Annotated in this window: 24 protein-coding genes and 1 pseudogene; 9 read left to right on the forward strand and 16 right to left on the reverse strand. The window is 41.4% G+C overall.

What is annotated here, in order from left to right; translation table 11 throughout:
- Positions 1 to 96 precede the first annotated feature (96 nt).
- On the forward strand, positions 97 to 1,134 hold the full coding sequence (locus ACZ5B7_RS14860) for a hypothetical protein (RefSeq protein WP_464494362.1): 1,038 nt from the start codon (positions 97 to 99) through the stop codon (positions 1,132 to 1,134).
- 69 nt (positions 1,135 to 1,203) lie between these two features.
- Positions 1,204 to 1,725, forward strand: a complete 522-nt coding sequence (locus tag ACZ5B7_RS14865) for a UGSC family (seleno)protein (RefSeq protein ID WP_464494363.1) — start codon at positions 1,204 to 1,206, stop codon at positions 1,723 to 1,725.
- A gap of 115 nt (positions 1,726 to 1,840) precedes the next feature.
- Here ACZ5B7_RS14865 and glnA read toward each other — a convergent pair whose 3' ends face one another.
- The 3 genes and pseudogenes from glnA to ACZ5B7_RS14880 all read right to left on the reverse strand — a co-directional run.
- Entirely contained in the window at positions 1,841 to 3,202 is a 1,362-nt protein-coding gene (gene glnA / locus ACZ5B7_RS14870; protein WP_464494364.1) for a type I glutamate--ammonia ligase, read from the reverse strand.
- Between the two features lie 260 nt (positions 3,203 to 3,462).
- Positions 3,463 to 3,963, reverse strand: a complete 501-nt coding sequence (locus tag ACZ5B7_RS14875; RefSeq protein ID WP_464494365.1) for a hypothetical protein — start codon at positions 3,961 to 3,963, stop codon at positions 3,463 to 3,465.
- A gap of 112 nt (positions 3,964 to 4,075) precedes the next feature.
- Positions 4,076 to 4,252, reverse strand: a pseudogene (locus ACZ5B7_RS14880) (S8 family serine peptidase); the annotation flags it as partial.
- 253 nt (positions 4,253 to 4,505) lie between these two features.
- Here ACZ5B7_RS14880 and ACZ5B7_RS14885 point away from each other — a divergent pair.
- The gene (locus ACZ5B7_RS14885; RefSeq protein ID WP_464494366.1) at positions 4,506 to 5,702 is read left to right on the forward strand and encodes a CynX/NimT family MFS transporter; all 1,197 of its coding nucleotides are present in this window, start codon (positions 4,506 to 4,508) and stop codon (positions 5,700 to 5,702) included.
- A gap of 69 nt (positions 5,703 to 5,771) precedes the next feature.
- On the opposite strand, the gene ACZ5B7_RS14890 is transcribed toward ACZ5B7_RS14885, so the two are convergent.
- Together ACZ5B7_RS14890 and sstT are read right to left on the reverse strand one after the other, a co-directional pair.
- Positions 5,772 to 6,248 carry a hypothetical protein gene (locus ACZ5B7_RS14890; protein ID WP_464494367.1) on the reverse strand — a complete coding sequence of 159 codons (477 nt, stop codon included), beginning with the start codon at positions 6,246 to 6,248 and terminating at the stop codon, positions 5,772 to 5,774.
- A 117-nt stretch (positions 6,249 to 6,365) separates the two neighbouring features.
- A complete protein-coding gene (gene sstT / locus ACZ5B7_RS14895) occupies positions 6,366 to 7,604 on the reverse strand; it encodes a serine/threonine transporter SstT (RefSeq protein WP_464494368.1) in 1,239 nt (412 codons plus the stop codon).
- A 498-nt stretch (positions 7,605 to 8,102) separates the two neighbouring features.
- Here sstT and ACZ5B7_RS14900 point away from each other — a divergent pair, with 498 nt between their 5' ends.
- Genes ACZ5B7_RS14900 through ACZ5B7_RS14915 form a run of 4 tightly spaced genes read left to right on the forward strand, consistent with a single transcriptional unit; the run spans position 8,103 to position 12,219 of the window.
- On the forward strand, positions 8,103 to 9,677 hold the full coding sequence (locus ACZ5B7_RS14900; protein WP_464494369.1) for a spore germination protein: 1,575 nt from the start codon (positions 8,103 to 8,105) through the stop codon (positions 9,675 to 9,677).
- Between the two features lie 13 nt (positions 9,678 to 9,690).
- Positions 9,691 to 10,818 carry a GerAB/ArcD/ProY family transporter gene (locus ACZ5B7_RS14905; RefSeq protein ID WP_464494370.1) on the forward strand — a complete coding sequence of 376 codons (1,128 nt, stop codon included), beginning with the start codon at positions 9,691 to 9,693 and terminating at the stop codon, positions 10,816 to 10,818.
- Entirely contained in the window at positions 10,796 to 11,962 is a 1,167-nt protein-coding gene (locus ACZ5B7_RS14910; protein WP_464494371.1) for a Ger(x)C family spore germination protein, read from the forward strand. Before ACZ5B7_RS14905 ends, ACZ5B7_RS14910 begins: the two co-directional genes overlap by 23 nt.
- A gap of 29 nt (positions 11,963 to 11,991) precedes the next feature.
- The gene (locus tag ACZ5B7_RS14915) at positions 11,992 to 12,219 is read left to right on the forward strand and encodes a hypothetical protein (protein ID WP_423802539.1); all 228 of its coding nucleotides are present in this window, start codon (positions 11,992 to 11,994) and stop codon (positions 12,217 to 12,219) included.
- Between the two features lie 131 nt (positions 12,220 to 12,350).
- On the opposite strand, the gene ACZ5B7_RS14920 is transcribed toward ACZ5B7_RS14915, so the two are convergent.
- The 6 genes from ACZ5B7_RS14920 to ACZ5B7_RS14945 form a co-directional block, all read right to left on the reverse strand.
- Positions 12,351 to 13,301: a ribose-phosphate diphosphokinase gene (locus ACZ5B7_RS14920; protein WP_423802540.1), complete on the reverse strand. Its 951-nt coding sequence runs from the start codon at positions 13,299 to 13,301 to the stop codon at positions 12,351 to 12,353.
- A gap of 107 nt (positions 13,302 to 13,408) precedes the next feature.
- A complete protein-coding gene (locus ACZ5B7_RS14925; protein WP_213139876.1) occupies positions 13,409 to 13,615 on the reverse strand; it encodes a hypothetical protein in 207 nt (68 codons plus the stop codon).
- A gap of 104 nt (positions 13,616 to 13,719) precedes the next feature.
- Positions 13,720 to 14,079 carry a hypothetical protein gene (locus ACZ5B7_RS14930; protein ID WP_464494372.1) on the reverse strand — a complete coding sequence of 120 codons (360 nt, stop codon included), beginning with the start codon at positions 14,077 to 14,079 and terminating at the stop codon, positions 13,720 to 13,722.
- Positions 14,080 to 14,206: 127 nt separating this feature from the next.
- Positions 14,207 to 15,589: a short-chain fatty acid transporter gene (locus ACZ5B7_RS14935; RefSeq protein WP_464494373.1), complete on the reverse strand. Its 1,383-nt coding sequence runs from the start codon at positions 15,587 to 15,589 to the stop codon at positions 14,207 to 14,209.
- 1 nt (position 15,590) lies between these two features.
- Complete coding sequence (locus tag ACZ5B7_RS14940) at positions 15,591 to 17,156, reverse strand: AMP-binding protein (RefSeq protein ID WP_464494374.1); 1,566 nt, start codon at positions 17,154 to 17,156, stop codon at positions 15,591 to 15,593.
- Between the two features lie 179 nt (positions 17,157 to 17,335).
- A complete protein-coding gene (locus ACZ5B7_RS14945; protein WP_464494375.1) occupies positions 17,336 to 18,784 on the reverse strand; it encodes a sigma-54 interaction domain-containing protein in 1,449 nt (482 codons plus the stop codon).
- A 141-nt stretch (positions 18,785 to 18,925) separates the two neighbouring features.
- Between ACZ5B7_RS14945 and ACZ5B7_RS14950 the strand changes: the two genes are divergently transcribed.
- Both ACZ5B7_RS14950 and ACZ5B7_RS14955 read left to right on the forward strand, forming a co-directional pair.
- Positions 18,926 to 19,753, forward strand: a complete 828-nt coding sequence (locus ACZ5B7_RS14950; protein ID WP_464494376.1) for a GNAT family N-acetyltransferase — start codon at positions 18,926 to 18,928, stop codon at positions 19,751 to 19,753.
- Positions 19,754 to 19,892: 139 nt separating this feature from the next.
- The gene (locus tag ACZ5B7_RS14955; protein WP_464494377.1) at positions 19,893 to 20,321 is read left to right on the forward strand and encodes a PH domain-containing protein; all 429 of its coding nucleotides are present in this window, start codon (positions 19,893 to 19,895) and stop codon (positions 20,319 to 20,321) included.
- A gap of 855 nt (positions 20,322 to 21,176) precedes the next feature.
- Here ACZ5B7_RS14955 and ACZ5B7_RS14960 read toward each other — a convergent pair.
- The 5 genes from ACZ5B7_RS14960 to ACZ5B7_RS14980 form a co-directional block, all read right to left on the reverse strand.
- The gene (locus ACZ5B7_RS14960) at positions 21,177 to 22,070 is read right to left on the reverse strand and encodes an NAD(P)-dependent oxidoreductase (RefSeq protein ID WP_464494378.1); all 894 of its coding nucleotides are present in this window, start codon (positions 22,068 to 22,070) and stop codon (positions 21,177 to 21,179) included.
- Between the two features lie 2 nt (positions 22,071 to 22,072).
- Positions 22,073 to 22,846: a hydroxypyruvate isomerase family protein gene (locus ACZ5B7_RS14965; protein WP_464494379.1), complete on the reverse strand. Its 774-nt coding sequence runs from the start codon at positions 22,844 to 22,846 to the stop codon at positions 22,073 to 22,075.
- Positions 22,847 to 22,995: 149 nt separating this feature from the next.
- Positions 22,996 to 23,778 carry an enoyl-CoA hydratase/isomerase family protein gene (locus ACZ5B7_RS14970; protein WP_464494380.1) on the reverse strand — a complete coding sequence of 261 codons (783 nt, stop codon included), beginning with the start codon at positions 23,776 to 23,778 and terminating at the stop codon, positions 22,996 to 22,998.
- Between the two features lie 15 nt (positions 23,779 to 23,793).
- The gene (locus tag ACZ5B7_RS14975) at positions 23,794 to 24,639 is read right to left on the reverse strand and encodes a 3-hydroxyacyl-CoA dehydrogenase family protein (RefSeq protein ID WP_464494381.1); all 846 of its coding nucleotides are present in this window, start codon (positions 24,637 to 24,639) and stop codon (positions 23,794 to 23,796) included.
- A 71-nt stretch (positions 24,640 to 24,710) separates the two neighbouring features.
- Entirely contained in the window at positions 24,711 to 25,688 is a 978-nt protein-coding gene (locus tag ACZ5B7_RS14980) for an electron transfer flavoprotein subunit alpha/FixB family protein (RefSeq protein WP_464494382.1), read from the reverse strand.
- Between the last annotated feature and the right edge of the window lie 3 nt (positions 25,689 to 25,691).

A 25,691-nucleotide genomic window follows, 5' to 3' on the forward strand; every position in this document is an offset into this window, starting at 1 on the left:
GTTCCTTTTACTGTACCTTTCTTTCCTATAAAAAGCAGGATATCTGATAGTTTTTCAGAATACATTATAAAAGACTGAAAGGGGTGGTTGTTGGATATGCTTCGGGCTGAAAAAATGGAAGTGAAGGATGGTCTAGCGGCAATTGAGCATTTTTTTCAAAAAGGCTGGACGGATGGTCTGCCAATTGTTCCGCCGACGGAAGAGCGAATCTATGAAATGTTGCAAAGTGTCAATATGGAACCGGACACCATCGTTGGTGCCATTCCTGAAAGAGGAAGAGTTTTTACAGCTGAAATAGTAGCCATAAATGCGGTCATGGCAGGTTGTTTGCCAGGATATTTCCCGGTCGTCATGGCAGCGGTACAAGCCATCTGTGAACCTGAATTTGGACTGCACGGACCAAGTGCCAGTACTCATGGTGCTGCCATCATGATTGCCGTAAATGGTCCCATTGTCGAGCAAATTGGGTTAAATTCTGGTGCTAATGCCTTTGGCCCCGGGAATCGAGCAAACGCCACGATTGGACGGGCGATTCGCTTGTTGATGATCAATGCCGGCGGTTCTCCAGAATTCGACCGCTCGACTCTTGGCACCTCAGCCAAATACAGCTTTTGTTTTGCTGAAAAGAAGACTGATTGGACACCTCTTCATGTTCAAAGAGGATTTAAAGAAAATGACAGCACAGTTACTGTGTTTGCCTGTGAAGGTCCAAATCAAATTCAAAATCATGGTTCCCTTAACAGCGTTGGAATTCTCAGAACGATGTCGGACCGGATGAGTGCTTTAGGTACCATGAATATGGCGAGTGAAACGGAAATGGCGGTTGTCCTTTGCCCTGAACATTACCATCACCTGCAAAAGGAAGGCTGGTCTAAGGAAAGTGTTCAGCAATTTCTCTACGAGAATGCAAAAAGGTCAATCCGTGATATGAAACATGGTGGAATCATCGATGCACCCATTGATGATGGAGATGAGCATAAATTCAAACACGCTATTCCTTCCCCGGAACAAATCCTTTTAATGGTAGCCGGCGGGGAAGCGGGAAGATTTTCCGCTTGTATGCCGGGATGGTTTAGCTACAAACAGTCTAAAGCCGTCACAAAGTCGATTAAAGCCGCAACAGGATTCACCTGACATGAGTGCTCTTAACCAATCGGTGATTGGTTTTCATAATTACTTTTCAATAGAAAGGATGGCTGCGATTTGAGTTTAATTGTGTTTAATCCTACCTCTGGTCCTAGTTTAAAAGAATTGCGAATGGCGAAAAGAGAGAAATCTTTAGAAGGCAGTGTCATCGGGTTAGTCGATAACGGAAAGAAGAATTCAGACACCGTCATTCGTTTTCTGGCGGAACGTCTTCAGCAAAAATATAATCTGAAGGATGTCATCCACCATAAAAAATTATCTTTTTCACATGGTCTCACCGATGCAGAGGCTAGCATGCTTGCCGAGAAATGTGACTTTATCATCTCCGGAGTTGGAGATTGAGGGTCCTGCAGCTCGGGCAGTTTGCTCGATGGGATTATAATGGAAAGACATGGCGTCCCCACAGCCGTCATTAGCACCAAACCCTTTATTTCTTCAAGTAAAGCGATGGCCATCGCACACGGAATACCTGATTACCCTTTTGTTACCATCCCGCACCCTATTGCGGCGACGGAAAAAGAGGTTCTTCATCAATGGGTAGAACAGATTGTGGGTGACGTTGAAGGTATACTTAAATAGTTAAAAAAATCCATGAGATACCACTCTTTAGCCTTCACCTCATCGACTTGAATCCAAATCAAAAAGCCAGGATTATTCCTGGCTTTAATTTATGCTACATTATCAACGATAATTTTTAGAACTTAGAATGATAGTTTGCGATTTCCCAAGAGTGAACGGCAGTACGATAGCTGTCCCATTCTCCTTTTTTCAGGGAAACATATTCTGTGTAAACGTGCTCTCCCAATGTTTGAGAAGCAATTTCTCCAGCCTCTAATTCTTTTAAAGCTTCTGCTAAGCTTCCAGGAAGATTGTCGATGCCGCGAAATGCTCTTTCTTCTTCATTCATGTGGAAAATATCCTCTTGAATTTGCGCCGGCGCTTCTAATTCTTTTTCAATTCCATCCAGGCCTGCCGAAGCAATAACCGCAAACGTTAAATATGGGTTGGATGATGGATCTGGACAGCGTAATTCTACACGAGTAGCAAGACCTCTTTTGGCAGGAATACGAATAAGGGCTGAACGATTTGATGTGGACCATGCAATATAGCACGGTGCCTCATAGCCAGGAACCAAACGCTTGTAAGAGTTTACTAGCGGGTTCGTGATGGCAGTAAAGTTCTTTACATTTTCTAATACACCTGCAATAAATTGATAGGCTTTTTTCGATAATTGTAATTCATCAGAAGGATCGAAGAATGCATTTTCGCTTCCCTCAAAGAATGACATATTGACGTGCATTCCGGAACCATTGATACCGAAAACCGGCTTTGGCATAAAGGTAGCATGCAAACCAAATTTCTTCGCAACTGTCTTAACAACCCACTTATAAGTAGTCGCCAAGTCCGCAGCAGTAAGGACATCTGCATATTTAAAGTTAATTTCATGCTGCCCTTCTGCAACTTCATGGTGAGAGGCTTCAATCGTAAAGCCCATTGCCTTCAACGCACGGTAGATTTCTAGGCGAACACGTTCACCTAAATCATATGGAGATGGCTCGAAATAGCCAGCTTTATCGCCGAGCTCCTGAGTTGGGTAACCATTTTCATCTGTTTTAAAAAGGAAGAATTCCAATTCAGGACCCACCGAAATGGTATAGCCTTGGTCAGCAGCACGTTCCACTGTTTTCTTCAAAACGTTTCTTGTGTCTCCTTCGAATAATGTTCCATCAGGGTTCTTAACAGAGCATAGGAAACGCGCTTCAGAATATCCCGCTTCCACTGTCCAAGGAAGGACCGCAAACGTATTTAGGTCTGGCTGCAAATAAAGGTCGGATTTATTTATTGGGGAAAAACCTTTAATGGAGGATCCATCAAACATCATTTTTCCTTCTACTACATCTTCCAGCTGCTCCGTTGTTACGGTAACGTGCTTTAGGATTCCTTCAATGTCTACGAATTGTAAGTGAAGTAGCTCAACACTTTTTTCTTTAATTGTGTTTTTAATTTGTTCTAGAGTAGAATTTACAGCTGCATTTGAAATAAGTGTTTCAGTCATGTCACATTACCTCTCCAATTCATGTTATATTTTCTTACATTATATTTAAAAGTCTATCATTAGACAAGTACTTTCTGCATATTTTTTTGAATATTTATGCTAGTTTTTCAGAAAGCGTTTTCATAGTATGATAATGGATAATAGGTTACTATCAATTTATAAGATGTTTTTTATTTATAAATATACATAATTATGTATGATAAACTAAAAAAGCCGACATTCCTACCTAGAATGTCGGCTTTAACAGCATGTTCGTTACCTTATAGGTTTTGTTTTTTCATAATATCATTAATTACTTCCTTAAACATTTCATTCAAACCGCTCTTTTTTTGGGCTTTAAGCCATTCTATCTGGTTTATGGGCAGTTTTAATTTTAAACTGACCTCTTCCAATGGCATTTCCACTTTTCTTATTTCTTCCAATGTGATGCCCTCTTCAATATTAGGAAACCATGAATCGTTTTCGTTGATTTTATCGAAATCCTCATATTCATTTAGGTCATCAAGTTCAGAAAATAAATTTAGCTGTGGCAAGCCTCCTGGGAGAATTTTCGCATGCATAATGGTCTGAAGGATGCGACCGTCCTCTAATTCTATTTCCATAATCAGGTTTTCAAACTTTCTATATTTTTTCACCGTCACTTCACTCACAATGAGATCCAATTGCAAGCTGAAACCGGAACTTGATTCAAAAATATAGATGGCACTATTAAAAATATGGATACTCTCTCCATCAATTTTTACCGATTTTACAACAACCATATCTGTTCCCCCATGCAGCTGTCTCAAACATTCCTATTATTTTTAACTATTAACTTAATTTTATATCATAACCTATTAGTTGTTCAATCGGTAGGGGAACAGAATCCTTTAACTATTTTACCCTGGCAAATCCAAATCCTGATGCGTAGTCATCGCCTGTAGCTGCACCGTAACCGCCTTTAATGTCGTATAGTTTAGCTCTTCTTTGCAGTTCTGCGCGGAGCTGAGTGTTGGTCCAGGATAAATTGGAGGACCAAATTTTCGCTGCTAACCCTGAAACATGTGGAGCTTTACACTGCTCTCCATTTCCAACTAAATCATAATGTTTTAAATTTTACATCTTTGGGAGTTGGGAAAATTTTTAGAGTCTTGTAAAGCAGGGGGTTTACATAACATAATTATGATTTTTAATTTAAACATCTTAGTTCTTAGCATTTTTCAATCGATATAATTGTTAAAAAATACATTCTTTCCCTATAAAATGATATCATTATGGTTATGAATAAAAGGAAGATTTTTTCTTTTCAACACGGAGGAACAGAATGAAAAAAATAAATAAAACCCTTCTTGTCATTGGGATCATTTTTGTAGCATTTAATTTGCGGCCAGCACTAACATCTGTGGGCCCGCTAATAGGATTTATTCGTTCAGACCTAGGCATTTCAAATGGGACAGCAGGTTTTATTACTACCCTTCCCTTACTGGCATTTGCCGTCATTTCTTTACTTGCCCCAAGGATCAGCCGCTCCTTTGGCAATGAACGGACGATATTTTTGGGTCTTTTTGTCTTATTTATCGGAATCATCGTACGGTCTTTGGGCTATATCCCGACCGTTTTTCTTGGTACCTTTTTGATTGGAATTGGCATTTCCGTTGGGAACGTCCTCCTGCCGAGTATAGTAAAGCTGAAATTTCCTCAAAAGGTCGGCATCATGACAAGTACCTATACGACTTCACTGAGCACCTTCGCCGCACTGGGGTCAGGAATTAGTGTTTCGCTTGCCCAAGGCATGTCATTAGGCTGGAAATATGCACTCGGTTTTTGGGCTGTATTAGCCGTTATTTCTATGATTATTTGGTTCCCGCTGCTGCGTGAAAATAGCGTAGGTAAACCAATCAAGAGCACTGCATCCGGAAATAAAGGCCTATGGTCTTCCCTGTTGGCATGGCAGGTTACCCTTTTTATAGGGCTGCAATCATTTTTGTTTTATTGTACAATCGCCTGGCTTCCTGCTATTTTAGAAAGTCATGGGATGAGCTTAACTTTAGCAGGATGGATCCTCTCCATCATGCAATTGGCGGGGCTTCCGGCTACCTTCGCAACACCTGTCATAGCCGAACGTTTTGTACAACAAAGAGGGATCGTTCTCTTTTTAGGGCTGCTTCACCTGGCAGGGTTATTTGCCCTTATCTATACCAGCAATAATATATTATTAATAGCATCCGTTATTTGCATTGGAGTTGCCCAGAGCGCAAGCTTTAGTTTAGCCCTCACCTTTATCGGTCTGCGAACAACCAATGCCAGAGAGGCAGCGAGTTTATCGGGCATGTCTCAATCAATCGGCTATCTGCTGGCAGCAATCGGTCCTAGTTTGATCGGTTTCCTTTTCGACCAGACCCAGTCATGGACGATTCCGTTATTCGTTTTAGCAATTATAAATGTCATGTTAACCGTTGCAGGTATTGGTGCGGGAAGAAATCAATATGTCTTTCGTGAACCATTGAAAAAAATTAGTTAAAAACTAAAAAAATGCCGGTACTCCTTTGTAAATGAGAGTAACCGGCATTTTTTCTTCATTTTAGAAAAACTATCTTCTTCTAAAGCCTTCTTCAACTAAAAATATTTCCGCCTCTTCCCGTGTACCGAAAGTTTCTTCGAGATTGAGTCCGAAATAAATATTCCAGGTTTCATCCTCGTTCACTAATAACAGAACTTGATTCTCCTCATTGACCCATCGTTCCTTATCGTTATCCCCAACAATCGCTTCTTCTTCGATAGGCTTTTCAACAGCAGACAAGCTATTAATGGATTCTCTAATCAGTTTTTTTAACTCTTCCTCCGAGAAGTCTCGTATATTAACCATCCCTTTAGCATCGGTATGATATTGGGATATGCGGCCGGCATATACGAATCCATTTCCATTTGGATGGAGATGGTACACCACATTTTTCTTTTCATAAACACTTTCGTTATATTGGAAATTTACTCGTCCTAGTGAAACATTTACCTTCTCAAGTTCGGGAAATGATTCGATTACAGCCAGTTTTTCTTCAAAAGTTAGCATAATATCCTCCAAATTTCTATCTATAAAATATCATTTTAACCTACATTATAATATTTTGCATTTAAATCACCAACTTAATTAAAAAAGCCCTCTATCCCAGATAGAGGGCTTACAGCCTTATGCAGATTTTCGGATGAAAGATTTCTTACCTTCTAAACGGTTCTTACGGTGTTCAGCAGTAGCCGTGAACAATACGTCTGTTGAGGAGTTCAATGCTGTTTCACAGGAATCCTGTAAAACACCGATGATAAAACCTACGCCTACAACTTGCATTGCCACGTCATTTGGGATTCCAAATAGGGAACATGCCAGCGGAATCAATAATAAGGATCCGCCCGCAACCCCCGAAGCACCGCAAGCACATACTGCCGACAGAACGCTTAGGATGATCGCTGTCGGGATGTCTACATGAATACCCAGCGTGTGAACTGCAGCCAATGTCAAGACGGAAATTGTTACAGCAGCACCAGCCATATTGATGGTTGCTCCTAATGGAATAGAAACAGAGTAAGTATCCTTATCCAAACCTAGTTTTTCACATAATTTCATATTGACTGGAATATTGGCAGCCGAACTACGTGTAAAGAAGGCGGTAATTCCACTTTCCCTTAAGCACGTAAATACAAGTGGATACGGGTTCTGACGTGTCGCAGCGAATACAACAAGTGGATTTACTACAAGGGCCACAAAAAACATACAGCCTAGTAAGACGACAAGTAATTTTCCATAGCTTAGCAAAGAATCGATCCCATTAGTCGTTATCGAGTCGATAACAAGACCCATGATTCCTAGCGGTGCCAGCTTGATAACCCAAGTCACCATTTTCGATACCGCATCAGAAAAATTAGAAATCATTGTTTTTGTTGTGTCAGGAGCATTTTTCAATGCAATGCCAAGTACGACTGCCCAGGCCAGGATTCCAATGTAGTTCGCATTAAAAATCGCTTTGACCGGGTTATCAACAATGTTCAGAAGTAAGGTTTTGAGAACCTCCACAACACCGCCAGGAGCTGTCATATCCTCGGCGCCCTTTGCAAGAGTTAGATTTACTGGGAAAATATAACTTACAATAACGGCGATTAATCCAGCTAGAAATGTTCCTAAGAGATATAGGACGAGAATGGATTTCATATTTGTCTGTTGACCGCTCTTATGCTGAGCGATGGCCGACATAACCAGGAATAGTACCAATACAGGTGCAATGGCTTTTAAAGCACCGACAAATAATGAACCTAAAATGACTAGCGGCTTTGCTACTGCAGGAACCGTTAAAGCTAGTATAATACCAATAATCAAACCAACAATGATTTGTTTTACTAGACTTACTTGATTCCACTTTTTCAATAGATTTTTCAAATAAACTCCCCCTAGTTTTTATATCTTACGTAAAAAACATCTTCACCAAACCCTATTGCCTAACACTATTATAAAGAATATTTAGATATCTCACAATAGTATTATTTTCAAGTGTTTATATATAGAATATTTTAAAAATTCCTATAAATATAAATTCTTAGGGATCTATCAAGTTTATTCCCTTTTCTAAATATTATTTATTCAATAATATCATAATCTCTGCAATTAGCGAATTGTATAATAATATTAACAGTTCCCTTAAGACGTTAGCTTTTAGAAAACAAAACCCAACCTGATAGACAACAATAGGGTGGGTTACTCAGCTATCTTTTATGTTCGAATGACTAGATTTTCCTTTCTTTCCCTTCCCAGTGTGGATCCCTTAGAAGTCATCATACGCCTGGCCTGTCTGCATAAAACCCGGGACACCAAATCATACTAACATTGAGAAAATGTGGAATATTATCATGACACTTAAATATACAGGGGAAATGGGACATGAAATTCCGTAAAAGGAAATTATTATCACAAATTATAAATGAGAAAAGTCAAATGGTTCTAGATGAACAACAAACGCTTTTGAGTAAGGATCGATTATCTATCCATTTAGACGATAATGTCCAAAAATTGGAATCGATCTATACGGATTGTGCCGATATAAAGTTCCGGTATTTTATACTCGGGAATGAATCAAAAGCTGTTCTTATTTATGTTGATGGCATGTCAAACGTCGAAGAAATCGATAATAACCTTTTAACACCGTTAATGAGTTTAGAACTAGAAAAAGAACCGGATATCCATGCCCTGATTGAAAGGACCTTAACGGTTTCTAACATTAAAGAAATACAAACCTATGACGATGTGGTTAATGAGGTTTCATCAGGAAATCCCATTATTTTAATAGATCATCAATCAAATGGAATTTCGGCCGGAATTCCTCAATGGGAAAAACGCTCTCTTCAAGAGCCGACTACAGAAACTGTCGTCCGCGGTCCGAGAGATGGCTTTATTGAAACGTTAAGCACAAATATTGTCCTCCTGCGCAGGAAAATCAGAAGTCCTAAATTGAAAATGAAATCCCTTCAAATAGGACGCTATAGCCAAACACAAGTCGTCATCATGTACATTGAAGGTATTGCCGATCAAACGCTAATCGAAGAGGTTCAAAACCGTTTAAATCGGATTGATATTGACGGCATTCTGGAGAGCGGATATATCGAGGAGTTTATTAAGGATCATCCATACTCTCCCTTTCCGTTGATGTTAGATACAGAACGGCCGGATATTGCAGCTGCGAGCTTACTGGAAGGAAATGTGGTTATCTTAACGGATGGGACTCCCTTCGTCCTGATTGCACCAACGACCTTTTACTCCCTGCTGCAGTCACCAGAGGATTATTATGAGGGGTTTATTATTGGAACATTGATTCGCTGGCTGCGTTATGTCTTTTTGCTGGTGGCCTTGTTGCTGCCTTCCGTTTACGTTGCCATCCTGACATACCATCAGGAAATGATTCCCACTACCCTGTTAATCAGCGTTGCAAAATCGCGGGAACAAATCCCTTTCCCGGCACTCGTAGAAGCATTACTCATGGAAGTTTCATTCGAGGCACTTCGAGAGGCCGGCATCCGCTTGCCTAAGAACATTGGTTCAGCGGTTAGCATTGTCGGTGCCCTCGTCATTGGTCAAGCGGCTGTCTCGGCGGGTTTGGTTTCAGCACCAATGGTCATGGCAGTGGCGATTACTGGGATTGCTTCCTTCTTAATCCCGCGTTACAGTGCATCGATTGTCCTTAGGATTCTCCGGTTCCCCATCATGTTTCTGGCTGGTACATTGGGATTAGTTGGCATCATGCTCGGACTTCTTACGATCATTGTTCATATGTGTACACTTCGTTCTTTTGGAGTTCCCTATCTGCAGCCCTTGGCGCCAATTAGAAATTCAGAGTTAAAGGACTCCATCCTCAGGGCGCCCTGGTGGTCTTTTAAGAAGCGGCCCCATTGGACGGATGATTATAATAAGGTCCGCCAGCCAAATGGACAAAAGCCTTCTCCTCTAAAAGGAAAGGAATAGGAGCTGACTCACCATGCTGGAACAAGGTAAAATTTCGCCAGTTCAAATGGCCTTGCTAATGATCCCGACCATAATCGCAACTGTGCTTCTGTTGGTGCCGTCGATCACAGCCAAACATGCCCATCATGATTTATGGCTGTCCCCAATATGGGCGTCCGGAACAGGTTTTTTCGTTGTTTTTTTATCGTATCAATTGAATAAGCTTTTTCCAGGAAAAACCATTATCGAATATAGCGAACATGCTCTAGGAAAAATACTTGGAAAATTGATTGGGGGCATTTTTCTATTTTTTTATTTGCACATAACAGGGATTATCGTGCGGGAATACGGCGAGTTTGTCTCTGGGGCGGCCCTGTTCCATACCCCAATGGGCGTTATAATCGGAACCATGGTAGTTGTTTGTTCGTTTGCAGTTCTTGGCGGCCTGGAAGTAATGGGTAGAGCCTCCGAAATCATCGTTCCCGTCGTGGTTCTTCTCTACATCTTGCTTTTCATTCTGCTCATAAAAGATTTGGAAGTGAAAAATCTGTTTCCCATTATGGAAAAAGGGATTATGCCTTCATTAATGGGGGCAATTGTCCCGCAAAGCTGGTACAGTGAGTTCATCCTGGTCTCTTTTTTATTGCCGTATGTGACAAATCAGAAAAAAGGGTTTAAATGGGGATTGATAGCGGTATTCATTGTCTTGTTTCTAATGGTTCTTACCAACATCATGACTCTCTTATTATTTGGAAATTTGACCGCTTCCCTTACCTACCCTGTGATGGTGGCAGCCCGTTACATTAGTATCGCTGATTTCTTGGAACATTTGGAATCGATTGTTATGGCGATTTGGATTGCCGGGACATTTATCAAAATAACGGTCTTTTATTATGCACTTACTCTTGGTACTGCGCAATGGCTTAAGCTCTCAGATTACCGCCCAATCGCACTGCCGATTGGTTTCTTAATTCTCTTACAGGGGCTTTGGGCAGCACGAGACCTTCAGGAATTATCCCATTTTCTAGCAACATCAGGGGCTGTTTATATTTTATCCATACAAGTTGTGATTCCTGTTATCCTACTGATAACTGCCTCCATTCGAAAAAAGCTCGGGCAGCGGAAAGGAAATAAACAGAATGAAACTCCGGTCAATCAGTGAAAAAGGGCTGCTCTATTTTCTCCTAATTTGTTTAGTCATTCTACTTTCTGGGTGCTGGGACCGGAACGAAGTAAATGATTTGGCCTTAATTACGGCTGCTGGTTTTGACAAATTTGCAGATGATAAGATTGAGCTAACTGTTCTTGTCTTTATACCGAAAGGAGGCGGCAGCAACACCCAAACGATGGAGAGCAGCAACAGCGGAGCGAGTGAAACACTGGTAAGATCGGCAGCGGGGAAAACCGTTGCTGATGCGATGGCCAAACTTCAAGAGAAACTGCCGCGGAAAATCTTTTGGGGCCACACTGATGTATTTATTTTTCATGAGGAGCTTGCTAAACAGGGTATTGCCAAACACATTGACTTTATCATGCGACATCCAACGCTTCGGGAACGCGGGCAAATTTTTGTCAGCAGCCAAAAGGCGAAAAAGGTATTAAAACTTATGCCCCCTCTCGAACGGGATTTGTCTGAGGTTTTAAAGGAATTAAGCCAGCATAAATTGGGGTTGAACATTACCACCAAAAAATTGGCACAAATGCTGGTTGGTGATTCAGGTGATTGTGCTCTTCCGTGGATTACAATCCTTCCCCCCGAAAGTAAGAAAAATCCTAATCGGACGATTGCTTATAGTACCGGAACCGCGATTTTCAAAAGGGATAAAATGATTGGAATTATTGACGATTCCGTTACAAGAGGGGTGCTTTGGCTAAGAAATGAGATCCTGTTAGGAGTAATCACGATTAAGCCGCCCAAAACGGACGGTTATATTTCAGTAAATGTCCTGCAAGCACAAGCAAAGCTTATACCAAAAATACAGAATGGCAAATGGACAATGACCCTTAAATCAGTATCCGCCAGTGATATCGTCCAAAATGAAACAAATTTAGATGTATCGAATCCAGTTGTAGCAAAATCTCTTGAACCGCTGTTAGCGAGAGAGATTGAAAAAAGAATTAAGAAGGCAAGGAATCAAGTGCAAGAGGAGATGAAAGCAGATATCTTTGGATATGCTGAAGCCTTCCATCGTAAATACCCAAATATATGGAATAAAGAAAAGTACCGATGGGATGAAATCTTTCCCGATGTGGAATTAAAATTCGATACAGAATGCCATATTCGCAGGCAGGGCCTAACTTCTTAACACAATTGCAGAAAAAAAGAGGTGAAATCATGAAATGGGGTCTGGTGATTGTTAGCATTTTCATTGCCATCATCATGTTTCTTTATCAATGGCCAAAACTGAAAAAGCAGCAAAAAAAGGAAAAAGCAGCGTTCCTCTCGCTAACCTGTCTTGGATTGCTTCTCGCCGTTTTACTTATTTTATATCCAGAAATGCCTGGCCCCACTCAATTGATTGACTGGATTTACAAGCCATTTGGAAAGCTGATCGAAAAATAAAACCTTTTGTGACAGTTGAAATGGGTTATCCGACAGCTAGAGGGTCCGTTCCGACAGTAACTCTTTTATAAGCCCCAGAAATGAGCAATCCACCCTAGCCATATGCCAAGGGTGGATTGTTTCGTAAAACCTTATTCAAATAAAGGACTGACGGCTTTTTTATTATGAACACGGTCGATGGCTTCGACAAGCAGTGGAGCGACGGATAATATTGTCATTTTACCGCTCCTCTTTTCTTCTGGAATGGAAATCGTATTGGTAACCACCAATTCTTTAATCGAGGATGATTCGATTCTGCTGACAGCCGGTCCAGAAAGTAGCGGGTGTGTGCTGCAGGCATAGACAGCCTTTGCCCCTTTTTCCATCATGGCATTTGCTCCGGTTGTAATGGTCCCTGCTGTATCAATGAGATCATCCACAATAATTGCATTCTTTCCTTGAATGTTTCCAATAATGTTCATAATATCAGATGTATCGTGCTCAGGGCGGCGCCGGTCAATCAAGGCAATCGGGGCATTTAACAGGCTGGCCATTTTTCTTGCTCTGACCACCCCGCCGTTATGCGGTGCAACCACAACGATATCTTCTAATCCTTTTTCTTCAAAATACTTAGAAAGAATCGGAATCCCGGTTAAATGTTCTACAGGTATATCAAAAAAACCTTGTACCTGCGGGGAATGGAAATCCATCGTAATAATCCTGCTGGCACCAGCTGAAACCAAAAGATTCGCGACAAGTTTTGCTGTAATCGGTTCCCGCGATCTTGCTTTCCTGTCTTGGCGGGCATAGCTGTAATATGGCACAACAATGTTAATCACTTTTGCAGAAGCTCGTTTCAAGGCATCAATCATGATAAGAAGCTCCATAATATGTACATTTGTTGGATGTGAAGTAGATTGGACTAAGAAGACTTCACTTCCGCGAACACTTTCTTCTATGCTAATTTGAATTTCACCATCGCTAAATTGCTTCACGGAGCTTCGGCCTAACGTACAGCCTAAAAGTTCAGCCATTTCTTCTGCCAGCTTGCGGTTTGAATTTAAGGTAAACATTTTGAAGTCTTTATTTAATTGATAAGGCACCTTGTTTCCTCCAAAAATACTTTTTCTATTATTATAACATTCAATTGGGACAAGGATAAAATTTTGCTTAAAAATAAAAAAGCACCCTCGAAAGGATGCACCCATTGTTATTTTTCAATTACCTCCACAGAGGAAATCCGTGTTGGATTGATGACAATTTTCTCGTCTCTGTCTAAATATACCAGCGTGTTATGCAAGGTTTTTTCACCATTTGCTGAATCAGTATAAAACGTTCGAGTGAAGTCTTTTAATGAATAATCCTTTTCGCTAATGACATATTCCTTCCCAGAATCCATGACGACCTTAATTTTCATTTCCCCCACTCCTAACTTATGTTGTTACTATTCATTATTCGATGTTGGAGGGTGAAAATCCTTTTGAAAAGCCATTCAATTTTTGAAATTATTAAGAATAACTGTTAATAACGTTTCTTTTTGCTGAATGATAAGACGAGATTTTTTAGCGTATAGAGTCTTCCCGAGAAAATAAATAAATCATCGTAGTTATTTTTTACATACTCTTCAATAATGTCGTGCCCTTCTTGAAACCGATTCACTAAATAATAAGTGTATTTTCCATCCCAGGAAAATCGATTTATCCTAATAAGTTCATCTGCGATGATTTGATACTGAAACTCCTCCATGATTAGTTTCATTTGATACACCTTATCCACATTTACATAAACACTATTTTTATTTGCGTGGGTCTTATGGACAAATTTAATAAAGTTATTTATATTTTCAGCGAGCATGATCGCTTTTTGCATTTCGAATTGCATGTTTCCATCACCCCTGAAAACATAATGTTTTCCTAGGAAAAGTGTATGTTTAGAACTTTTATTATATTACAAAACGAAAAGTGCCAGGCACCTGTCAATGAATGATGCCCGGCACTTACTTTACTTTTTAAAAAATATACATACAAACTGAGATAATGATTCCCGTATAAACAAGTGTGATAACGGTGAAGCCCATGATGTCGCGGATTTTGAGGCCTGCGATAGCTAAAAGCGGGATGGCCCAGAATGGCTGAATCATGTTGGTCCAGGCATCGCCCCAAGCAACGGCCATCACCACTTTTGCCGGTTCTACCCCCATTTCAAGAGCAGCCGGAATAATCATTGGTGCCTGAACGGCCCATTGGCCGCCTCCAGAAGGAATAAACATATTGAGTAATCCCGCCGCCCAAAATGTAAATAACGGCAATGTATTGCTTGTAGAAATATCCGTGAATAAATCGGAAATCCATAACGCCAAGCCTGAAGCACCCATCATCCCCATGATCCCTGCGTAGAACGGGTATTGTAAGGCAAATTGGCCGACGCTGCCGGACGCCTTCAAAATCCCTTTTCCAAGGTCGCGGACGTTTCCATATAATAAAAGAGCAAACGTTAAGAAGATGAGGTTGACCGTATTTAAATCCAGTGAAAATCCATTTTTCACAAAGTGATTGATTAAGTAAGATAATCCTAAAAGCCCTCCGAAAACGGTGATAAGTCTGCTTTTTTCTAATTTATCATTGAGGTAATTGGTCTCAGAATCTTTTGTATCCACTTCAATTTTGTCTTCCAACAGTTTTTGATCAATAATAAAGCGGTCTTCTTTTCTTTTTGGATGGACTAGTTTCATGATGAATGGCAAAGTGAAGAAGGTGATGATGACGATGGCCAAATTTAAAGGTGAGAAAAGCGTCTCAGATGTTGGAATGATGCCAATTTTATCTTGAAAAACATGATCTTTTGTCGCTACGAACAAAGCCGGTGAGGAAGAAAGGCCGCCCTCCCAGATGACAAATCCTGAATATCCAGCGGCAACTAGGACTCGGTAATCCACATCCCGTACCTTTTTCGCCACTAGCTTCGCGATAATGCCGGCGACCACAAGTCCAAATGCCCAGCTGATTAGTGAGGCAAAAAGCGACGTAAAGGTCACTAGTAAAATAGCAGAAGTTGGTGTTTTACAAATTCCGGCGATTGATTCAAGTGTTTTAGAAACTGGTTTTGTTAAAGCTAAAGCGTAACTCATGATGAACGTAGTAATAATTTGCGCGGTAAAGGTTAACAGTCCCCAAAAGCCGTCTCCCCAATAAATGGCCATGTCCACCGGTGATTTATCCGTGATGAACATTCCGCCAAGAAACGTAATCACCGTCAGCAACACAGCAAAAACGAAGGCATCCGGCAGCCATCTTTCGGCAATCTTAGCAAAGAAAAGTCCAACCTTTGCTACAATATTATTTTGGTTATTTAACGAAGATTTTGGTGATTCATTTTGCAGATTCGTTTTCATTTCATTTCCTCCCTTTTTCTAAGATATAATTCTTCAATAAATGCTTTTGAATTTTTCCAACAGACGTTCTCGGAAACTCGGTTAAAATCTGAATGGATTCCGGAACCTTAAATTTGGCTAGTTTATTCGTACAGAAATCGATTAATTCCTGTGGAGGAGTATCATAGCCGTCCTTCAAGATGACGAAGGCGTGAATGGATTCGTCCCTCATTTCGTCCGGCATTCCAGTGACAGCGCTTTCAAATACAGCATGATGCTGATTCAAAACAGACTCGACTTCACTTGCTGCCACATTCTCTCCAGCCCGTTTGATCATATCCTTCTTCCGGTCAACAAAATAGAAAAAATCCGCATCCGGATCCTTACGGGCCATATCCCCTGTATAAAGCCAGCCATCCTGCAATGTCTCGTTTGTGGCTGTCTCATTGTTAAAATACCCCTTCATAATCGTTCTGCCCGGAATACCGGAAACGACAATTTGCCCTTCTTCACCGTCCTCTACTTCACAGCCATTTTCATCCACCAGTTTGACGTTATAGGCAATATTCGGACGGCCGATACTTAAATTATCACGTACGCCATTTATTGGATTGATCAGCGGCGTTCCGACGGTTTCGGTCATGCCATACAACTGGCATAATGGAACCTGGTACCTTTCCTCAAAGGTTCGCAGCTGTTCGCTCGTAACTGATTGGGCAAAAACAATTAAACGCAGGTTATTATTGGCGTCTTCCGAATCATATTCTTTTTTCAAAATCATTTTGATTGGTGCGGCAAACAAGGAACCGACCGTGGCCTCGAGACGTTTCGCCTGCTTGAAATATCTGGAAGCACTGAAGGCTTCTGTTATCGCAATACTTGCGCCTACCGTGAGGGCTGGCATCGACAAATAATATTGACCGTTTCCATGGAAAATCGGCAGTACAATCATCACTCGGTCTTCAGGAGTTAACCTTAACGACCTCGACATGATTTCTCCGACAAACACATAGTTGGCGTGAGTGATTAGAACCCCTTTTGGCTTGGATGTCGTCCCTGATGTATACAATATCGCTGCAATATCATCACTTGAGAGCTTAGGAAAGGCCTTCATTGGTTCGTGCTGCATGATAACTTCATCAAGACTTACCCCATACTCTTGGCTGCCCTTGCTTCTTGACAAAATCAAACCATTTAATTGAGGTTGGAAACTAGTAAACTTTTCTACATATTCATCTTCGGTAATGACAAGCCTTGTTTCCGAATGTTCCAATAGGTAGGCAATTTCATCTACTGTGGAAAGAATATTAGTTGGCACCATAACTGCGCCAATGGATGTAATGGCGAACCAGGAAATCATAAAGTCCATGCTGTTAGGCAGGTGCAGCAGGACTTTATCACCTTTTCTAATACCGTAAGCATGTAAAGCAGATGCAAGCCTTCTGACCCGGCTGCTAAATTCTTCATATGTACGAGAAAGTGTCTGTTCATCCTTGTCTTCAAATACGATAAAGGTCTTTTTGGGAAAAAGAGCAGTCATTTCTTCTAAAAGCTTTGGAATTGTTCTATTTCCGATAATATCTGTCATGGGTTGTTCCCTCCTGCCAACCATCGTTTCATTTTTAATGAATTCCTCCCTATTATTTTTAATAGTTCTGCACGTTTATCTAATATGCAATTTCCATGCCAAAACCACAAACATTGTCATGTTCACAAAATTGTTATTTTTATAGTCTAAAAGCACAATAAAAGTGATTCTATTCAGAATCACTGATGAAGAACGTAATCGGTTTGCTGAAATCCAAGCCTCTGCATTTTTTTCACTAATGTCGATTGGCTGATACCGAGGGCCTTTGCCGCTTTCCTGGTGGAACGGTATTGAACCATCGCTTCCATGATCATCGTTCTTTCAAGGTCTTGGACAACTTCTTTTAATGTCTTTTCAGTTGTTAAGGATTGGGACAAATACTGATGATTGAAAGAAAAATGGCGGGTATCTATCATTTCTGACTCGACAGTTACCACAAGCCGTTCTATCAAATTCTGCATCTCGCGAATGTTCCCCGGCCAGGAATAGGTCTTCATTTGGGTAATAGCCGCATCCGACAATTGCTTATTCATGTTATATTTTTGGTTCAATTTCTTTAAAAAATAAAAAGCGAGGAGCGGGATGTCCTCTTTCCGTTCGCGTAAGGAAGGGATTTTAATAGGAACAACATTTAAGCGGTAGTATAAGTCTTGGCGAAACTCCCCTCTGACTACCATTGATTCCAGGTCTTTATTGGTAGCTGAGATAATCCGAATATCAATTTTCTTCGGTTGACCTCCGCCAATCCGTCTGACTTCTAATTCTTGAATGACCCTTAAAAGCTTGACCTGAAGATGGAGCGGCATTTCCCCAATTTCATCAAGGAAAATGGTGCCTTTGTCGGCCTGTTCAAATAGTCCTGCCCTGCCCCTGCTGTCAGCACCTGTAAAAGCCCCTTTTTCATAGCCAAATAACTCAGATTCAAGCAAATCCTTGGGAATGGCGGCACAATTCACTTTGATGAAAGGTTGATTGGCACGGGAGCTTAATTTTTGAATTAAATTAGCGATTATTTCCTTCCCGACCCCTGATTCCCCAAGCAGTAAAACCGTCGAATGAACCGGGGCAATTTTTTCCACTAAATCGATGACTTTTAACATTTTGTCACTGTTGGCGATAATGCCTTGGTGTGAGATGATATGTTCCTTTTTTTGATAGAACTCTAATTCTTGCAAATACTGGTCCGCAAGCGCCTTGGTCTGTTTTAGTTCGATCTTCAATTGATTTAAAGAGGAAATGTCCCTTAGGTTGGTGACAACATACAAAATTTCCCCATTCTCATCAAAGATGGGGTTACCTGTAACCAAGAGTTCTTTCCCATTTACTTTTTGGACCATCGTGAGTCTTTCTTTTTTTTCTAAAACATGCATGGAGATGGAATCGGAAATGATGCCATTCTCTTTTAAATCGTTCATATGTTTTCCAATTAGCTGTTCTTTTGTGGCACCCGTGACTCTTGTATAAGCCTTGTTCATTTTAAAACCATATCCGTTTTTATCGGTAATAAAAATTGGATCGTAGCTGGAGTCGATAAAATCTTCAAAAATCTTGGCCAATTTGCTGGTACGGTTTAATTCGTCAGTAAGTTTGTGAATTTGTTCTTGAAGATTTGTTCCCAAATTATTCATCTATTTCCACCCCTTGTCAGTTTATTATAAATTATCTGATTACTTTTTTCATCACTTAATAGTGGAAACTTGTCCTTGAAGAAGGAATACTTCAACTTGAACAAGAATAAATATAGTGGATTATGAACTGAGGTGACAAAGATGTTAAAACAGGAACAATTAAAGGAAATTAAAGCTCTACAAGAGACTTGTGAAAAAGAAGGTGGTTTCCACCTAAAGCTTAATGATGATATGCTCGAAAACCGTAGCGCAAACCGGCAGGAAGATTTCTTTCGTTACGAAGACGGCAAGCTTGTTGGTTTTTTAGGAAGCTATGGGTTTGGAAATAAAGTGGAGCTTTGCGGGATGGTGCACCCCGATTACCGAAGAAGAGGGATTTTTTCGGAACTGCTGGAAATGGGACTTATCGAGGCAAAGAAACACGGTGCGAGCACAATTTTATTAAATGCTCCAACAGACTCTCAATCAGCAAAGGAATTTTTAAAAAATATTCCGTGTACCTTTGCAGTGGCGGAGTATCAGATGAAATGGCAGTTCACCGAATTATCCGACGATCCTTCTGTAACGGTGAGACCATCTTTTTCTAAGGAAGATTGGGAAGCAGAAATACAGTTGGAAATCTCTTGCTTTGGATTTAGTGAAAAAGAAGCACGGGAATTTCAACAGACACTCTCAGAAAGTAATAGCGATCAAAGGCTGATTATTGAGGCAGATGGAAAAACAGCTGGAAAAATGCGAGTTTCCGATTCTAATGGCGAAGCATGGATCTATGGTTTCGCAGTTTTCCCTGAACTGCAGGGGAAAGGGATTGGCCGCAGGGCCTTGTCAAACGTCGTCAAAACGGAACATGAAAAGGGCTTGCCTATTTTTCTGGAGGTTGAGGCCCAAAATGCCCATGCCCTGAAGCTCTATGAATCTTGCGGATTTAGGAGTTATCATTCGCAGGATTATTATCTATATCAGAATTAGAATCACAAACAGCCAGGTTATGTTTAGGTATCCTGGCTGTTTTTAATGAATTATTCATTGCAGGTTTATCATTTTATTAGGAAACCTTTTTATAAAGTTAATCGTATTAAATATAAAGAACCTTTTTGGTGGTGATATTATGAAATATTCATCAAAGAAGGATTGGTGGCTAACAGTTATTGTTTTCGGGGGCATGATATTTGCAATTGGAAGCAGTGGATTGGCGGTTTTTGAAGACACTCCGAATGTTGGAGAAACAATAGTTGCGCTCCTAGTCCCGATTCTATTATCCATTTTTATATTGTGGCTGTGGCTCACTACTTACTATGTTATTGATGATAAAAAGTTAATTGTTAGGTATGGGCCGTTTAAGAAAATTATTCCGTTTTATTCCATAAAATCCGTCAAGAAAACCATGAATCCCTTATCTAGCCCGGCGTTGTCTTTAAAAAGACTTGAGATTACCTACGGTCAATATGATACTGTTCTCATTTCACCCAAGGACAGGGACGAGTTTATGGACGTTCTCGCAAAACACTGTCCGCACGCAAAGATAATAAAGTCGTAGTAAGTGCCAGATGTTCACTAAATGGTGGTATCTGGCACATTTTTTGACTGATATTATCGTTTCTAAAAACACACGGATAATATAGGAGGACTATTTTTACCATTCGTGGGTTACCAGACACCTGTTCGGGCAAATAGGGCCTCTATTTTAACCCTCCACAGGTTTCTGGGACTCACGAGGGTAAAATAAAATCCCTTATTTTTACCGCTCGATAGTTTACGGGAACTACACGGGTAAAATAAGACCTCTATTTTTACCGTTCATCGGTTTCCGGGTACCACGCCCGTAAAATAGGATCCCTTATTTTTACCGTTCGTGAGTTTCCGGGCACCACGCGGGTAAAATAAGCACCCTATTTTTATCGTTTTACAGGTTTCCTGGCATCACACGGGTAAAATAGCATCCCTTATTTTTACCGTTCCCGAGTTTTCGGGTACCACACGGGTAAAATAAGACCTCTATTTTTACCGTTCACAGGTTTCCTGGCATCACGCGGGTAAAATAGGATTCTTTATTTTTACCCTTCGCTAGTTTCCGAGCACCACGAGGGTAAAATAGAACCTCTATTTTTACCGTTCCCGAGTTTACGGGTATCAAATGGGTAAAATAGAACCTCTATTTTTACCGTCCAAAGATTTCCGGGGCTCACTCGGGTAAAATAGGATCCCTTAATTTTGCCGTTCCCGAGTTTACGGGTATCACGTGGGTAAAATAGAACCAATATTTTTACATCTCACAGGTTTCCAGCCATCACACGGTAATATAGAACCTAATATTTTTACCGTCAAAACTATCCGGGCATCCCAACGGGTAAAATACTACCAAACTAATTTCTGTTTTACTACGTTCATTACACTAACTGTTTTTCTTCACCACGACCCCGCATTGTTCCTCCAACGGCAGAATAACCGCCGACATATCCAAATCGCCTAAACCTTGCTCGGTTGACAAGCGATAGGCCTCCTCTGCCAATTGACCCGTAAATTCCCTCAACCCTGCCTCTTGTAATAGCTGATTGGCCAAGCGGACATCTTTGTGAACATATTTCACGGCGCCGCCAGGCTCAAATTTGCGGTCGAATACATACTCCTTCATATGTCTCCGCAAAATTCGACTGTCCCCATAGCTCGCAGAGAGAATTTTGTAAAGTTGCTCTGGGGCAAGGCCAAATTTAGACCCGGTTACCATCACTTCAGAAACTGCCAAGGAATGAACCGCAACAAGATATTGGTTCATGAGTTTGGCAATGCTGCCAGCACCTGATTGACCGAGATGTTCAATTGTTCCCCCGACAACGCCTAGTATCGGAAAAACTTTTTCAAACGCAGCCTGTTCGCCCCCCACCATTATCGTCAAAGATCCACTTTCCGCACCCTCTGGCCCGCCGCTTACCGGGCAGTCGAGATAACTTAATCCTTTTTCATTGGCGCGAGCGTGGATGGTCTTGCTCGTATCTGCACCGACAGAAGTAAAATCGATACAAATGGTACCGGGCCGGGCATTTTCAAGGATTCCACCGTTTCCTTGATACACTTCTAGAACGTCCCCTGGCATAGATAAACAGGTGCAAATAACATCACTGCTTTGTGCCAGCGATGAGATAGCTTCTTCTTGTCCTGCCCCATGCTCCACCAACGCTTTTACTTTTTCCTTCGTCCGGTTATAGATACTTACTTGATACCCGTGATGCAAGAGCCTTTTTACCATCCTTGAACCCATTACTCCAATCCCAACAAATCCTATTTTCATGTTTATTTTCCTCCTCCCCTAAGCCATTCGAAGCTATCTTGGCTTTTCCCTAAAGGGATATATTCCAGCCCAATATACCCTTCATATGTATCATGTAAATATTGAAAAATACTTTGATAATCCATTTCCCCTATGCCAGGCTGATTCCGCCCCGGAACATCGGCAATTTGAATATGGCCCACCACGTCTGCATATTGTTGAAAAAGTGTGAGCGGATTCCCATGGATTCTTTGAATATGGTAAAAATCAAATTGAAGCTTCACATTCGGCAGCCTCAACGTATCGAGAATGTCCTTTGCCTGATGAATATCACTCAAAAAATAATCCGGCATATCGTTTTGGTTAATCGGTTCTATTAAAACTGTGATGCCATGCTTCGCCATTTCCGTTCCGGCAAAGAAAAGGTTCTTAAGAAAGACTTCATTAGCGATTTTCTTATCATCTTCGGAAACGATACCGGCCATACAGTGAATTCTCGGAACGTTCATGGCTGTGGCATACTTTATTCCTTCCATAACTGAACTTCTAAATTCATCCACCCGATTAGGGTCTACCGCAAGGCCACGGTCACCCTTTGACCAATTACCTGGCGGCAAATTCAAGAGCACCATCGATAATTCATTCCGGACAAGTTCCATCTGAATCTCTTCTATCGAATAAGCATAAGGAAATTGACACTCCACATAGGAAAATCCACTCTCCCGGGCTTTCTTAAATCGTTCCAAAAAAGGAACTTCAGTAAAAATAGTTGTAAGGTTAACTGCAAATTTGTTCATCTTAAACTCCATCAATAAAAATTTTTAGAAAAGCACTAAGTAAAAGATTCGACTATAATTTTAATTTTTCCTTTTGCATTTTTTCAAAAAATCGACAAACAAAATGCCTGGTACCGTCATAAATCGGATGATACCAGGCACTTATTACTTTATTTAGATGCGAATTCCGGCTTTCTTTTTTCTAAAAAGGCAGATGTACCTTCGTTTTTGTCTTCTGTAGAAAACAGGACAGCTTGGGCAAGTTTTTCAATAAGCAGGCCTGTTCTTTGGTCTGTTTCAAATCCGGTTAAAACGGCAAGCTTTGCCAACTTAACAGCAAGCGGTCCTTTTGCAAGGATTTTATCGGCTACTTCCTCGGTTTTTGCTACCAGATCTTCAGGTGCTACTACTTCAGATACTAATCCAATCCGGTACGCTTCTTCCCCGTCAATCATTTTTCCAGTTAGAATCATCTCAAGCGCTTTCCCTTTGCCAACCACGCGAGCCAGGCGCTGGGTCCCGCCAGCAGAAGGAATGATAGCAAGATTCAGTTCCGGCAGGCCAAACTTGGCATTCGCGGACGCAACCCTAATATCACAAGCAAGCGCAAGCTCGCAGCCCCCGCCTAAGGCAAAGCCGTTTACCATCGCAATGGTTGGTTTATCATACATTTCAATGAGGTCATATACCTCTTGCATCCCGCCCGGTTTGAAAACATCAAGAGCAGTCTTCTTTTTTAACTGGCTAATATCCGCTCCGGCAGCGAAGGATTTTTCACCTTTTCCGGTAAAAACAACAACGCCGACTGAATCGTCTCCCCTTAACTCATTAAGCGCGGCAGCAATCTCCTGCAAAGTCTCAAAGTTCAAAGCATTGCGAAGCTCAGGACGATTAATGACGATATAGGCAAGGCGCCCTTTTCGATTAATTTCAAGATTTTGATAGTTTTGCATCAATAACTCCCCCTATTAATTATAGTTATAAAACCCTTTACCGCTTTTTTTCCCCAGCCGGCCTGCTTTTACATATTTTACGAGAATAGGACATGGACGGTATTTCTCTCCAAGTGTTTTATGGAGATATTCCATATTGCGGAGCCTTGTATCAAGACCAACAAGGTCGGCGAGTTGAAGCGGACCCATTGGATGGTTGAGTCCCAGTTTAATAGCCTTATCGATGTCCTCGACCGTCCCCACACCTTCCATGACCATATTCATGGCTTCATTCCCAATCAGGCAGTTCATCCGGCTGGTGGCAAAGCCGGGGAACTCATTGATTTTGACACATTCCTTTCCGAGCGCTTTTCCAAATTCAAAGCTTTTTTCGATCGTCTCCTCGGAAGTTTCCAGTCCACAAACCACTTCAATCAGCTTCATTCTCGGTACTGGGTTGAAGAAATGAAGAGCAAGACAGCGTTCCGGTCTCGATGTTTGCGCCGCAATTTCCGTTGGGCTCATCGTCGATGTATTGGTAGCCAAAATCACAGAAGGCTTAACGATTTTATCCAGCTGCTTAAAGATTTCTATTTTTAAATCCATGATTTCCAAAACAGCTTCAATGACTATATCGGCATCCTTCGCAGCTTCTTCAAGCTGGGTGGTATAGCGGATTCTGTTTATGGCAGCATCTGCCGTTTCTCTATCAAGTTCGCCTTTTTCAACAGCACGATTAAATTGCTTTTCGATGTAGGATCGGCAGGTTCCTAGGGCAGTTTCACTGATATCTTGGACATAGGTTATAAAACCCGCCGCTGCACTTGTATAAGCAATTCCACGTCCCATCGTGCCGGAACCGATAACACTAACTATTTCCATGCTACTTTCCCCTTTCATGCAGAAAGAGCCCTCCTTAAGAAGGGGGCTGCTTTTCTGTTAATCTCCTAAACCTAAGCTTTTACAAGCAAATTTTTAATTTCTTCGGTAAGCATTGGCACCACTTCAAATAAATCTCCGACAATTCCGTAATCGGCCACTTTAAAAATATTGGCCTCCGGATCCTTATTGATAGCAACGACCACTTTGGAGTTGGACATTCCCGCAAGGTGCTGGATGGCCCCAGAAATTCCGCAAGCGATATAAAGATCAGGCGTCACAACCTTACCTGTTTGTCCAATCTGCAGGGAATAATCGCAGTACTCCGCATCACACGCACCGCGTGAAGCGCCAACCGCGCCGCCAAGTACATCTGCAAGCTCTTGAAGCGGCTTGAAGCCTTCTTCACTTTTCACGCCGCGTCCACCGGAAATGATCACTTTTGCTTCTGTTAGGTCAACACCTTGGATTGCCTTTTTCGCTACTTCGCGAATAATAGTACGCAAATCTTTGATTTCCACAGAAACAGAGGACACCTCACCAGTGCGGGATGCATCTTTTTCAAGCGGTGCAATATTATTTGGTCGGATGGAGGCAAAAATTAGGCCGTCCGTGACAATTTTCTTTTCAAATGCTTTACCGGAATAGATTGGTCGGGTAAAAACAACATTTCCCCCTGCTGCTTCAATCGCCACAGCATCGGAAATCAACCCGGAACCAAGCTTGCTGGCAACCTTAGGTGATAAGTCTTTACCAAGTGCTGTGTGGCCAAAGATAATCGCTTCAGGCTGTTCCTGCTCCACAACAGCAAGGATTGCCTGGGAAAAGCCATCTGGCGTGTAGCTGGCAAGCTTAGGGTTTTCCACCACGACAGTCCGGTCAGCACCATACTGAATCAACTCTTGTGCCAGATTTCCAACCGATTCACCAAGCAGGACAGCAACTACTTCTCCACCTTCGGCAACAGTTTTTGCTGCGGCAATCCCTTCAAATGATACATTTCTTAGTTCCCCATCACGGATTTCTCCAAGTACAATAACTTTTCTAGTCATGTC

This window comes from Neobacillus sp. S1115 (assembly GCF_055385565.1).

Coding starts and splice junctions, on each gene's coding strand:
- ACZ5B7_RS14965 (WP_464494379.1), bottom strand. CDS start 22,846: ATGAACAAATTTGCAGTTAACCTTACAACTATTTTTACTGAAGTTCCT.
- glnA (WP_464494364.1), bottom strand. CDS start 3,202: ATGACTGAAACACTTATTTCAAATGCAGCTGTAAATTCTACTCTAGAA.
- ACZ5B7_RS14885 (WP_464494366.1), top strand. CDS start 4,506: ATGAAAAAAATAAATAAAACCCTTCTTGTCATTGGGATCATTTTTGTA.
- ACZ5B7_RS14875 (WP_464494365.1), bottom strand. CDS start 3,963: ATGGTTGTTGTAAAATCGGTAAAAATTGATGGAGAGAGTATCCATATT.
- ACZ5B7_RS14955 (WP_464494377.1), top strand. CDS start 19,893: ATGAAATATTCATCAAAGAAGGATTGGTGGCTAACAGTTATTGTTTTC.
- ACZ5B7_RS14975 (WP_464494381.1), bottom strand. CDS start 24,639: ATGGAAATAGTTAGTGTTATCGGTTCCGGCACGATGGGACGTGGAATT.
- ACZ5B7_RS14935 (WP_464494373.1), bottom strand. CDS start 15,589: ATGAAAACGAATCTGCAAAATGAATCACCAAAATCTTCGTTAAATAAC.
- ACZ5B7_RS14905 (WP_464494370.1), top strand. CDS start 9,691: ATGCTGGAACAAGGTAAAATTTCGCCAGTTCAAATGGCCTTGCTAATG.
- ACZ5B7_RS14860 (WP_464494362.1), top strand. CDS start 97: ATGCTTCGGGCTGAAAAAATGGAAGTGAAGGATGGTCTAGCGGCAATT.
- ACZ5B7_RS14970 (WP_464494380.1), bottom strand. CDS start 23,778: ATGCAAAACTATCAAAATCTTGAAATTAATCGAAAAGGGCGCCTTGCC.
- ACZ5B7_RS14980 (WP_464494382.1), bottom strand. CDS start 25,688: ATGACTAGAAAAGTTATTGTACTTGGAGAAATCCGTGATGGGGAACTA.
- ACZ5B7_RS14960 (WP_464494378.1), bottom strand. CDS start 22,070: ATGAAAATAGGATTTGTTGGGATTGGAGTAATGGGTTCAAGGATGGTA.
- ACZ5B7_RS14925 (WP_213139876.1), bottom strand. CDS start 13,615: ATGAAAATTAAGGTCGTCATGGATTCTGGGAAGGAATATGTCATTAGC.
- ACZ5B7_RS14900 (WP_464494369.1), top strand. CDS start 8,103: ATGAAATTCCGTAAAAGGAAATTATTATCACAAATTATAAATGAGAAA.
- ACZ5B7_RS14945 (WP_464494375.1), bottom strand. CDS start 18,784: ATGAATAATTTGGGAACAAATCTTCAAGAACAAATTCACAAACTTACT.
- ACZ5B7_RS14950 (WP_464494376.1), top strand. CDS start 18,926: ATGTTAAAACAGGAACAATTAAAGGAAATTAAAGCTCTACAAGAGACT.
- ACZ5B7_RS14930 (WP_464494372.1), bottom strand. CDS start 14,079: ATGCAATTCGAAATGCAAAAAGCGATCATGCTCGCTGAAAATATAAAT.
- ACZ5B7_RS14915 (WP_423802539.1), top strand. CDS start 11,992: ATGAAATGGGGTCTGGTGATTGTTAGCATTTTCATTGCCATCATCATG.
- ACZ5B7_RS14940 (WP_464494374.1), bottom strand. CDS start 17,156: ATGACAGATATTATCGGAAATAGAACAATTCCAAAGCTTTTAGAAGAA.
- ACZ5B7_RS14890 (WP_464494367.1), bottom strand. CDS start 6,248: ATGCTAACTTTTGAAGAAAAACTGGCTGTAATCGAATCATTTCCCGAA.
- ACZ5B7_RS14910 (WP_464494371.1), top strand. CDS start 10,796: ATGAAACTCCGGTCAATCAGTGAAAAAGGGCTGCTCTATTTTCTCCTA.